At 34.1% G+C, this 11,757-nt stretch carries 11 protein-coding genes and 1 pseudogene; 10 read left to right on the top strand and 2 right to left on the bottom strand.

The genetic code is table 11. From position 1 onward, the window contains the following. Positions 1-282: 282 nt before the first annotated feature. Complete coding sequence (locus ACEN33_RS10810; RefSeq protein WP_407090861.1) at positions 283-1,338, bottom strand: peptidoglycan-binding protein; 1,056 nt, start codon at positions 1,336-1,338, stop codon at positions 283-285. A 182-nt stretch (positions 1,339-1,520) separates the two neighbouring features. Between ACEN33_RS10810 and rlmD (ACEN33_RS10805) the strand changes: the two genes are divergently transcribed. The 8 genes from rlmD (ACEN33_RS10805) to ACEN33_RS10770 all read left to right on the top strand — a co-directional run bounded on the left by rlmD (ACEN33_RS10805) (position 1,521) and on the right by ACEN33_RS10770 (position 8,692). Then, the gene (rlmD, locus tag ACEN33_RS10805; RefSeq protein WP_218930278.1) at positions 1,521-2,891 is read left to right on the top strand and encodes a 23S rRNA (uracil(1939)-C(5))-methyltransferase RlmD; all 1,371 of its coding nucleotides are present in this window, start codon (positions 1,521-1,523) and stop codon (positions 2,889-2,891) included. 186 nt (positions 2,892-3,077) lie between these two features. Next, on the top strand, positions 3,078-3,317 hold the full coding sequence (locus ACEN33_RS10800; protein WP_407090863.1) for a DUF1538 family protein: 240 nt from the start codon (positions 3,078-3,080) through the stop codon (positions 3,315-3,317). Between the two features lie 146 nt (positions 3,318-3,463). Then, positions 3,464-3,664, top strand: a complete 201-nt coding sequence (locus tag ACEN33_RS10795; protein WP_407090864.1) for a hypothetical protein — start codon at positions 3,464-3,466, stop codon at positions 3,662-3,664. A gap of 167 nt (positions 3,665-3,831) precedes the next feature. After that, positions 3,832-5,235 carry a 23S rRNA (uracil(1939)-C(5))-methyltransferase RlmD gene (gene rlmD, locus ACEN33_RS10790; protein ID WP_407095085.1) on the top strand — a complete coding sequence of 468 codons (1,404 nt, stop codon included), beginning with the start codon at positions 3,832-3,834 and terminating at the stop codon, positions 5,233-5,235. Positions 5,236-5,291: 56 nt separating this feature from the next. Then, positions 5,292-5,432: a hypothetical protein gene (locus tag ACEN33_RS10785; RefSeq protein WP_407095084.1), complete on the top strand. Its 141-nt coding sequence runs from the start codon at positions 5,292-5,294 to the stop codon at positions 5,430-5,432. A 325-nt stretch (positions 5,433-5,757) separates the two neighbouring features. Beyond that, positions 5,758-6,888 (top strand): ATP-binding protein, encoded by a 1,131-nt coding sequence (locus ACEN33_RS10780; RefSeq protein ID WP_407093870.1) that lies wholly within the window; start codon positions 5,758-5,760, stop codon positions 6,886-6,888. A 119-nt stretch (positions 6,889-7,007) separates the two neighbouring features. Then, a complete protein-coding gene (locus tag ACEN33_RS10775) occupies positions 7,008-8,123 on the top strand; it encodes a hypothetical protein (protein ID WP_407093869.1) in 1,116 nt (371 codons plus the stop codon). Positions 8,124-8,299: 176 nt separating this feature from the next. Beyond that, a complete protein-coding gene (locus ACEN33_RS10770) occupies positions 8,300-8,692 on the top strand; it encodes a DNA recombinase (RefSeq protein WP_407095083.1) in 393 nt (130 codons plus the stop codon). 158 nt (positions 8,693-8,850) lie between these two features. Here the strand turns inward: ACEN33_RS10770 and ACEN33_RS10765 are convergent, their stop codons facing one another. Next, on the bottom strand, positions 8,851-9,693 hold the full coding sequence (locus ACEN33_RS10765) for an effector binding domain-containing protein (RefSeq protein ID WP_407093867.1): 843 nt from the start codon (positions 9,691-9,693) through the stop codon (positions 8,851-8,853). A 135-nt stretch (positions 9,694-9,828) separates the two neighbouring features. Between ACEN33_RS10765 and ACEN33_RS10760 the strand changes: the two are divergent. Both ACEN33_RS10760 and ACEN33_RS10755 read left to right on the top strand, forming a co-directional pair. Next, a pseudogene (locus tag ACEN33_RS10760) lies at positions 9,829-10,758 on the top strand (DNA repair protein RadC). Between the two features lies 1 nt (position 10,759). Next, positions 10,760-11,200, top strand: coding sequence for a hypothetical protein (locus ACEN33_RS10755; RefSeq protein WP_407093866.1), 441 nt, complete (start codon positions 10,760-10,762; stop codon positions 11,198-11,200). Positions 11,201-11,757: the final 557 nt, after the last annotated feature.

Genomic DNA, 11,757 nt, shown 5'->3' with positions numbered 1-11,757 from the left:
ATGAGACTAAAAAGTTTTTCTTTAGCTTAGAAAATCGATTAAAATATTTTAATTTCGATAAAGTGATCCAAAATTGAAAAATAACGACTAGAATAACTCAATATTTAAAAGTATGAATTATTCAGGAAAATGATAATTTCGACACTTTACCGTTTAAAGCGACACTATGGGAACTCAAAGTATCGCTTTCTACATAATTCCTCCAAAAAATCAGAAACCTCAACAAAAAAAACAAGCCCACCTGGGCTTGTCTAATTAGGAAGTTAATCTTATGGCTAATAATTATTGGTTAGCTACGTCTACAATCGCTTGTAAGTAACCTGAAGTATCAGCTAAAGTTGAACCTGATACAACATCAGCAACGTTTCCTTCTTCGCCTAAGTCTTGTAACTCAGCAACCGCTTCTTCTAATTCAGCCGTAGTTTTACCAGCAGCGAATTGAGTAATTGCTTGTAAGTTTTCTGCGTATGGAACAGTTGATCCAGCAATGTCAGTCATTAATTGAGAGTATGCTTCAGAGTTTTCTAATTTAGAAACTAAAGTCACTCCTTCAGCGATACCTTCACCAAATGGAGCGTCCGCGTTTGGAACACCTGACCATTGATCACCTTCAACAAATTGGAACTCGTCTAAAGCAGCAGCAACAACTTTATCACCATCTACTGCTGTAGTAACGATTGCGAATGATTGGTCACCATGTGGTGCAGCTACGGCTTGTTTTAATTCTAAATTAGCAGCATCTGCTTCAGCACCAGTGAATTCAGTACCTTCGTTAGCAGCGTCAATGATGGCTTGTAAGTAACCAGCTGAGTCAGCTAAAGTTGCACCTGATACTACGTCAGAAACATTTCCATCTTCACCTAAATCATTTAAAGCAGTAATGCCTTCTTCGATTTCAGCAACAGTTTTGCCTTTAGCAAAGTCTTCGATAGCGTTTAAGTTATCTTCATAAGTAACAGTTGAATCAGCCTTATCAGCCATCATAGCAGAGTAGCCTTCACTGTCCGCACGTTTACTGATTAAAGTTACACCGTCAGCGAAACCTTCACCAAATGTAGCATCTGCGTTTGGAACACCAGTCCATTGATCACCTTCAACAAATTGGAATTCATCGATTTGTGCGTCAACAACGACATCACCTTGCATTGCCACAACAACAGAAGCAAATGATTTGTCACCGTGAGGAGCTAAGTAAGCCACTTTTAAAGTTGTTGTTTCTTGAGCTTGAACGGCAACTATCTCAGCAAAAGGTGTTGCATTGTTCACCGGTGAACTAATAGCTAATGCAAGCGAACTTGCTGTTAATAACACTAATGGTAGTAATGATTTCTTTTTCATTTTAAATCCCCCTTGTTTCTTTGAGTATATAGTAGCACGTCTTGTGATTACATGCACGTATTTTTTAACATTTCGAATAAAATAATTTAATGACTTGAATTCTTCCTCATTTAATACTAATTAGGAATAATGGCTAGGTTTTGATAAAATGGGTAAGACATTGAAATTGGAGGAAATAAAAAATGGCAAACAAAGTACCATTTAAGAAAAATGACACGTTCACCGGAACGGTCGAAGACATAACATCACAAGGGCAAGGCGTTGTAAAACTTGATCATTATCCATTCTTTATCGAAGGGGCGATTACAGGCGAAGTTGTTAAATTCAAAGCGATGAAAGTCGGTAAGACTTACGGGTTTGGACGCTTACTTGAAATTATTGAAGAGAGTCCAGAGCGCGTGGAGATGACTGATGCTATCGGACGTCAAATCGGGACAATGACACTGCAACATATGAGCTACGACGCTCAATTAGCATACAAAGAACAACAAGTTAAATCAGCTTACGAACGTATTGGCCACTTTGAAGATGCAGAGATCCGTCCCGTACTAGGTATGGAAAATCCATGGGAATACCGTAACAAAGCACAAATTCCAGTAAGAGAAATCAATGGCCAACTAGAAACAGGCTTCTTTAGAAGAAACTCACATGATTTAGTGCCAGTTGAAAACTTCTTTATTCAACATAAAGAAATTGATGAAGCCATCTTAATTGTGAGAGATATCTTAAGACGATTCCATGTGCCTGCTTATAATGAAAAGAATCATACAGGAATTATCCGTCATGTAGTTGTAAGACGTGGACATTATAGCGGTCAAGTGATGGTGACACTTGTAACGAATAAACGTAAGATGCCTAACGAAGAAATCATCGTCGATGCGATTGCGGAAGAAGTACCAAATATCGCAAGTATTGTACAAAACGTGCAAACGAAACGTACGAATGTCATTCTAGGTCGTCAAAGTTTAGTATTATGGGGCCAACCTTATATTGAAGATTCGATGTTAGGTTTAACTTTTAGAATCTCATCTAAATCTTTCTACCAAGTGAATACACCCCAAGCAGAAGTTCTATACAAAACTGCGATTGATGCAGCGGACTTACAAGGGAATGAGACTGTTCTGGATGCGTATTCTGGAATCGGAACAATCGGTTTATCACTCGCTCAACATGCGAAACAAGTGTATGGGATGGATATTGTGGATGAAGCCGTTGAAATGGCTAAGCAAAATGCGAAGTTAAACGGCATTAAAAATGCAGCCTTCGAAGTCGGAAGTGCGGAAGAATGGTTACCAAAATGGAACGAAGCAGGCATTAATTTTGATGTTATCGTTGTGGACCCACCACGTAAAGGTTTAGATCAAGTCTTTGTGGATGCAGTGATTGAACAACAACCTGAAAAGATTGTTTATGTTAGCTGTAATCCAGCAACTCAAGCAAGAGATGCACGATTATTTGCAGATGCTGGTTATGACTTACAATTTGTCCAACCGGTTGATTTATTTGGACAAACGACTCATGTTGAAGCCGTTGCCTTATTTACAAAAGCATAATTTATATTTGAAAGAAGTCTGTGTGAACAGGCTTCTTTTTTATATGCCATCATTTAAAAAGAAAGAGTTTATACTGGGTCGATTAATAGATAACTTTAAAGAAACGTTAACTTCCTTACTACCAATGGTTGGTGTCGTAATGTTAATTCAGCTTAAATTGCAACCGGTAGCCTGGTTAACGATACTATGATTTGTCATTGGTGTCGCTTTTTACTGATTGGTTTACCGCTGTTCTTAGTCGGTGTCGATATGATTGTTGAGAAGATGGGTGATTTATTCAGTCACTACGTAATTGAACATCCGATACAAGTGATTACGATGATTGGTATATTTGGTTTGGGATTCATTTCAAGTATTGCTGAACAAAACTTTGTTATGGTACTGTCCCTAGGAGTAGGAGCTATGTTGACTTTCGGGGTATACTGAATTATTAAAGACTTTAATTTACGATATAACTTTGCCACTATCTACGCATTTATAGGTATCTTTTGCTTAATCTAAACGCCTGAATTTAATGAGATTGCTTTTACCCGTGACATCGTTTATCTGTATCGCTTTTAGGAGGGGATAATATGTGGTATTTAATCTATGCAGTCGTTCCAAGTGGGGATGCTGGAGAAGTCATTTGGTTTATTGTTGAGAAAGATAAATATAAAGAAGTGAGTCAAATTATTTTCCAAAATATGGACTTAGACAAAGAAGGTAACGGAATTCTATTTGTAGAATCTTTAAGTGAAGTTCATGGTTTGGTGAACCAATTACCAAGTGAATAATTTTAAATGAGGCATCCTTAACGGGATGCTTTTTGAATGGATATACTACTAAAAAATATGCACTTAAATTTACTTAAAAGATAGACACAACGGCTACATATGATAAACTAGGGAATATTGTAATAATGCACAGAATTTTGTATAAATAATAATATTGAGGTGATTCAATGAGAAAAGGCGATTACCCAACAGAAGTGTTGGATGTAGAAATCGATTATGTAGATTCAAAAGGGCGCGGATTCGTTCACTATACCCATGCACCAGATAGAGGCTCAAACGGTAGAACGTTAAAAATTATTACGTCGAATGTGGTTCCAGGTGATGTGGTACGAGTAACTGTTGATAATGCGAAAGGTCGTTACAAGGCAGTTGTTCCCTATGATAAGTTATTGAAACCAGGTCCAACACGTAACTTAGATATGCCAACTCACTTTGATGTGTCAGGTGCAGCGCCACTGCAATATATGAAATACCCTGATCAATTGGAGTTTAAGGTGAATATTGTCAAAGAATCTTTAGAGCAGGCTGGCTTTGATACAGCGTTAATTCAACCAATTATTGGTATGGATGAGCCAGACCGTTACCGTAATAAGATGGAATTATCTTTCGGACAAACCGGAGAACTAGGTATGCACCAACAAGGAAATTACCGTAAAGTCATTGATTTAAATGATTCAGTTATTGCTCCAAAGGTGATGATTGAAGTAAAGCACATTGTGAGCCAATGGCAGAAAGATTATGATTTCAAAGGCTATGATAAAGATAAACATACAGGACTTTTACGTAACCTAATGATGCGAACTTCTTTTGAAACGGGTGAATTAATGGTCGTTGTCTATGCGACAGAAAAACCCGAAGCACATCCAGAAGCTGTAAAAGACTTAACAGACCACTTAAGCGAAGCTTTCCCAAGCTTAGCCAGCCTAGTCTGGATCGAATATACAAATATCTCAGGGCGTATTCAATCAGAAGAGTCCTTTACTTTATATGGGCGCGATTATATCTATGACGAATTAGGTGGTTACCGCTACCGGATCTGGCATGATACATTCTTCCAACCGAACCCAGTTCAAGCTGAGAAAATGGTGGACTATGCCCTTGAGATGGCTGATGTGAATGATGATATGCGCGTCCTTGACCTATTCTGTGGGGTAGGAACATTCAGTTTACCTTTTGCGAAACGCAGTAAAGAATTAGCTGGAATTGAAATTGTTGAAACTTCAATTGAGTCAGCGAAGCGTAATGCGAAAGATAATGGCTTAGACAATACTTTCTTCATGGCGAGTGACGCTCGACGCGGAATGAAAGAACTCCCGGAAATTTGGGGCCAACCAGACTTATTACTGTTAGATCCACCAAGAAGTGGTGCCGGCGGGAAAGTGATGCGAAGCATTGGAAGACTTGGAACGGATAAAGTTGTCTATGTCTCATGTAATCCAAAAAGCTTAGCTGAAGACTTAGTTTGGTTAAGAGACTTTGGTTATGAATTGAAGACGGTTCAACCGATTGACCAGTTTCCGCATACACCTCATGTGGAGTGTGTAGTATTGATGTCAAGGGTCGATAAGTAAGAGTGTAAGCGGTATTAGAGACGATTAATGAGTTCATAGGAGATAAAGGTAACTACTTGAAAGTTTTGGAGAAAAATATTACCCAAGTTCTTAATAACAAATACGATGAAACAGCGGAAGATGTTGATAATCAGTTACACGATATACAAAAGCAGTTATATCAATTTGCGAATCAGAAAGAAGATTATGACGCATAGCAGAGCGAATATTTAAACTTCGAGAACGGAAGCAGCAACTTTTAATAGAAAATGCGACGAATGAGGAGAAACGCAGGCGACTATCGGATATTAAAGCTTTACTAAAAACACAGCATATCAAACTTGAAGATTACGATGAAAGTTTAGTTAATCGATTAGTGGCGGGTGTCGTTATTAAAGATAGAGTTATTGAAGTGGAGTTGAAAACCGGGGATTGTATTACCAAAGAAAAATATGAGAGACAGAGAGCTATGGGGAAGTGACGTATAGTTCTCTCTTTTTTTATAGTATAATGGTATAAAATTATTGAATGGGGTAAAAAGTTTTGGAAAAAAAGGGTTTATCAAAACTTCTAAAAGGTTTACTTGGGAGAGGTAAAGAAGGAAGTTATTGGGATTTTAAAGAAGAGTATTCTGGGAAGATTTCTGACCTAGTAAAGGATATAGTTTGTTTTGCTAACACTGTTCATAATCTTGACTGCTATATTATTTTTGGGGTCTCAGACGAGTTAGAAGTAGTAGGTGTAGAAGGAAAGAATAGAGTTAAGCAAGCCGATATCATTGATAAATTATCTAAAATGCATTTTGCTGGAGATAATGTCCCTTCAGTTGAACTAGAGACAATTTTTTTAGAATATAAAGAAATTGATATATTAATAATTAAGGATAATGTTTATACACCAATCTATTTAAAGCAAAATGATGGAGAAATGTTGCGAGGTTGTATTTACTCCAGAGAAGGAGATAGAAATACACCAAATAAAGGAAATTCGGATATTAATTCAATTGAAGGATTGTGGAAGAAAAGATTGGGATTGACCAAACCTCCATTAGATTATTTCTATGATAGGTTAACTTTTAAAGAAGAATGGAATGGAATGGATAATTTTTTTTATAATATTTATCGGCCAGAATACACGGTTGTAGTTAATGATGGGGATTATGACGGTAAAGATGAATTCTATTTTTATGTAATGACTAATCCCAGTGGTGGATTCAGTGATTTAGAACTTAGATATAATGGTACTGTGCTCGATTATTATCAACTTGCTATTTTAGATAGTGGCCAATTGAGAATACCTATTCCTGAATGGGGATATATACATAGTCAAGAATATAAAACAAATGTAACAATTAGGTACAAATATTTTATAAAATCTAGCAATCGGTATGCTCTTATAAAATTTTTAATTGATGAATCGGATGAAGAAGAACTGATTGCTTTTGATGATTTAAAGAATATAGTGATATTTTTTGAGACAGAAGAAGAAAAACACCGCTTTGAACAATATATATTCTTTAATCAACAGTCTATAATAGAACATGTTGCTAAAATGGATACTTATGATTATATTGCAACAGGAGATACTCATTTGGATGAGATTTATAAACTTAGATTAAATACTGGAAATTATTTTGTTGAAATCTATAACAAATGGAGAATGGGAATGGACTAATGTCCGGTAATACACATTTTTATTACATCATAAACAGATGTATTTTATTAATGTTAATTATAACTGATTCTCTACGTTTAAAATTTCTGGAGCAAGTGAAGGCTAATGGAGGGTGGAAAATGAATAATAGGGAAAATTTAAAAAAAGATTTGATAAGAGATACTGTAGAAAACTATAAGGTTTGTTTAAGAATAGTAAAAAGTAGTCCCAAAATAGTCTCAATGGTTTCTCTGCAGTATCTTCCATATCTTAGTCTAAATGTACTTGATATGATTGGAGAGTTTAAATTAAATGATGTAGATAAACATTACGATCTAAGAAATGCAAAATTTTCTCAACTACTTCATGCAAGCAGAAATGTATTAAAAACAGGAACAGATAATCATAAATATAATAAAGTATTAAAAAATTTAGAGCATAGTATTAAAACTAATTACGAAAATCTGACAAAGGATTATAATTTTATTCAGAGACTTGGTATTAAAATAGTCGGACAGAAAGATTTAGCAGTTTTTTCTTATAATGGCATCCCTTTTTTAAATAATATTCAACATGAGCAGTTTATCAATCAATTTAGAGCTCAGCAAAATGAAATATCTAGCGAAGATATTATTAACTTTTCGTCTAGTGTTACAAATATAATGACTTTATTTTTAAAAACTATAATTTCTACCGATGAAATTCTTGATAGTTGTAAAAGTGTTATTGAAGAACCTGAAATTCATTTTGACATGAATGACTATTTCTTATATGAAGAAACTAGATCAGATTTATTTCTGAATAAGCTAAGTAGAGAACAGAATACTTTTTTATTTAATTTACTTTGTCAAGTAAATACTGTGAAGTTTATTTATCCTGAAGTATTAAAATTAAAAGGAAATACAATGCTCAGATTTAAATATATAGTCTACTTAACACTAGTGAAAGGAATATGGATTTATAACCAAGAGAATAATTTAACCATATCTATTAAAGAATTAATTAACTCTTCAGACAATTTGTTCAAAGATGATAAGAATAGGAAAAATTTTAGAAATAATATATTTCATTATGATATCCCTAAAAATGCACAATATAGAGAAAATGTTATTGACACTTTAGTAGAGCATTACTTAGGAATAGAGAATAGTGAGTTTGAAAAACATGTAGATTATTGTTTTGAAATTTTCTTGAAAGAAGTCAATATTATATTATTTGGTGAACAGAAAATATTTAGAGGCTCGAACGTATCTTAATGTTTTTGTTTGGTTATAATTAGTCATTCAAACCACACTTCCAGCACATAATTATCAATTGATACGTTGTCGACATGCCATGTGGAGTGTGTAGTATTGATGTCAAGGGTCGATAAGTAAGAGTGTAAGCGGTATTAGAGGCGATTAATGAGTTCATAGGAGATAAAGGTAACTACTTGAAAGTTTTGGAGAAAAATATTACCCAAGTTCTTAATAACAAATACGATGAAACAGCGGAAGATGTTGATAATCAGTTACACGATTTACAAAAGCAGTTATATCAATTTGCAAATCAGAAAGAAGATTATGAACGCATAGCAGAGCGAATATTTAAACTTCGAGAAAGGAAACAGCAACTTTTAATTGAGAATGCGACGAATGAGGAGAAACGCAGGCGACTATCGGATATTAAAGCTTTACTAAAAACACAGCATATCAAACTTGAAGATTACGATGAAAGTTTAGTTAATCGATTAGTGGCGGGTGTCGTTATTAAAGATAGAGTTATTGAAGTGGAGTTGAAAACCGGGGATTGTATTACCAAAGAAAAATATGAGAGACAGAAATAAAGAGAATGAGTATGAAATTATTGTGAAAAAATTAATGAGATGGGGGACTCTAATAATAGAAAGTGGTAATGGAATTTTATTTCATTTGTATTTGGAAGTTAACTATAAGAATAAATGGAGCAAAATAGCGTTTCGTTTCCTCATATAAGAACAAAACGCTATAAATTAATTTTTTCAATTGGAATCCAAAGTTGCATCGGAAAGTTCGTATCATCTGTGAATTTATTCGGGTAATATTCTAAATCAAACTTTCCTATATAGGTGTAACCACTCTCAGGTAAAAACTTGTTCAATATATAATTCCAAGCATGATATAGTGACTCTGGAAATCGGCCAAAACATGGTATGATGGCAAAAGTTGTGGATGGGATTAAGGTCACTTGTAGAGGTAGGTGATTAACTAACTCTGGATTTTTGATTTCCCATCCGGCCATATAAGTTAATGTACCATTGTTATTAATCCCGTAGGATACTCCGAAGCTATTACCAGTGCTAACTTTAATTAATTTATTTACCAAATTAGATTCAGTTAACTGTCTCCATAGCTTTGAAATTTCAGGACTATTAGCCGATGTATTAATTGAAAGACCAGCGACATAAAAATCGGGTAATGTGATGATTTCTAAAGGCAACTCTTTCCCACCTTGGATTGTTATTGACAACTCCAATTTATCAATAAACCTAAAGGATGCACCTTTACGTACTGCTGAAGGCGTATTTTCGTGAAATTTCTTAAATGCAGTCGTGAAAGCTTCGTGAGTTTCATAGCCATACTTCAGAGCGATTTCAAGTACGCTAAACTTAGAATGTTGTAGGTCAAAGGCAGCTTTAGATAATTTTCGTTTTCTGATGTATTCTGAAGTCGTCATATTAAAGATTACTGGGAAAATACGCTGCAAAGTACTATTTGTTAAAGATAAACCTTTACAGAGCTGATTGTAATCGATTTCGTAATCTAGATTTTCTTCAATTCGGTTGATGACTTGTACCAAATCATTCATAAAAACACTCCCTTCTTAATAATTTTATCACTGTCAAAATTTCTTGTAAATCCCTAAAATCTCGTACAAAGAATGATAAGAAAAAATTTATGCATACTATTAAACTATGATATATCAAAACAAGGAGGTAAGAGTATGGATTTATTTTACGGAGATATACCCTTATGTTACACGAAATCACTTGCAATGGCTTTGAGTTCTTATGGGTACAATATCTATCCAGAATACTTAGAAGGTATAATGGTCATGGGCAATGGTGCGAGTATCGTTAGCAACGATTCTAAACACCCTCTGGTATTCTTTGATAATGGATTGCCAGATGTGTCAATAAGTAATAGTTTAAGAATCTTGGGTTTTACTTACAAGGAGTTTTTCACAAATAGCCTGAATAATATCCAGGTGAATGAAATAAAGGAAAAACTAAAATACCTTTTAACTTATGGATCAGTTGTTGCTGGCCCAATAGATATGGGATATTTAACGTATAACCCTAACTCAATTAATCTAAGTGGTGTTGACCATTTTGTATCAATTTATGATGTGGACGAAGAGTTCGTTTATTTACATGATCCTGCCGGTTATCCATGTATGAAAATAGTATTCAAAGAATTTATTGAAGCTTGGAAAGCTAATTTGATAGATTACAAACGCGGTTCGTTTTCAATGTGGGGTAAGTTCAAAAAAGTTAAAACTCCCAACTCTGAAAAAATATTTCATGAAGTATCCTTAATAATGAAAAAGCGATACCAAAAAGGTGAAAACAATGTTATAGAAAAATTCGCCCATGCAGTAAGAGATAATGGACTGAATCAAGAATAAAAACAAATTCTTCAGTTTTTTAGTTTTCGATTGGCTTCTGCCAGGAATTTGTATATAAGTAAGTTCTTGAAAAGTCATGATTCAAATAAATCAAAAATTAAAGAACAATTGGCTGAATTATTTGGACAAGCACACTTATCTACACTTAAAGAAGATTATTTTAATTTAGCACATACACTTGAAGAAATTGCTCAACTTGATGAAGAATTTAAGGCATTATGTTTACAAATTGAAGGAGAAGATTAGTATGGATAATAACATGAAAATTGATATAGGGACTTTACAAAGAGTCGTCATAGATAAAATGAACTTATTTTATATGGAGGTACCAAATAACCCTGAGACCCAAAAAAAAGCCTGGCCATTATTTGAAGCACATTTCCCTTCCTTAACCGGCAGAAAAATGTTTGGTTTAGATTATGATGAAAATAAAGTATATAGAGTTTGTTCCGTAGTCCTTGAAAGTGATCGAGATGATACATATGGTTTAAACCAATTTGAGTTTGAGGGCGGAAATTATTTAAGGTTAAGACTTAAATATGATGTGCCCGAACTTTATGAGAAGATTAGCCCTGCATATGATTTTCTTTTCAGTCAATATGGGGGTCATATTAATTGGTCACTTCCAATGATAGAACACTATAAATCTAAGAATATTTTAGATATAATGATTCCTATTAATGAATGATGAAATTAACTAATGTTATATAGTCGAGATATTAATTTAATTCGATATTTTTCACCTTAAATACAGTGAAGCAGTATGTTTATTAACAAAAATTTTCAGCGGCGCAATTAACAATTAGTTCTGCCAATAAACGAATCCGAAGAAGCTAAGCATATTGGAGTGAGCTGAGTGGCTAAAGTCGTGAAGTTTTGATGTTAATAAATATATAAAAATTGCTTGAAGTAATAATTACGCAATTCGTGAGTTTTGAGATAGAGCAGGAACTTGGAAACGTAGTTAAGACTCAAAATTAAGAGAGACATTTAGTTATGCTGGGTGCTGCAAAACTAAATGTCTCTTTCATTCTTTAATAAGAATGTATCTTTGTTCTAAATTAGGATGAAAATGTTTACTAAATCATGCATTAATCTATTCGGTTGTTTTTTTGTAAGACGAATTTACAATTTAAGTGCAACAACAATAATAAAATAAAAAAAGATCCATAGTTTTCCTATAAAATAGATGTACCAACCAACTATTAGAAGGAGAAAGCTATGAATCCATACACACATCTTACC

The sequence above is a fragment of the Ruoffia sp. FAM 24228 genome, assembly GCF_045528575.1.
Lineage (GTDB): Bacteria > Bacillota > Bacilli > Lactobacillales > Aerococcaceae > Ruoffia > Ruoffia halotolerans.
This window is presented reverse-complemented; position numbering and strand designations above follow the sequence as displayed.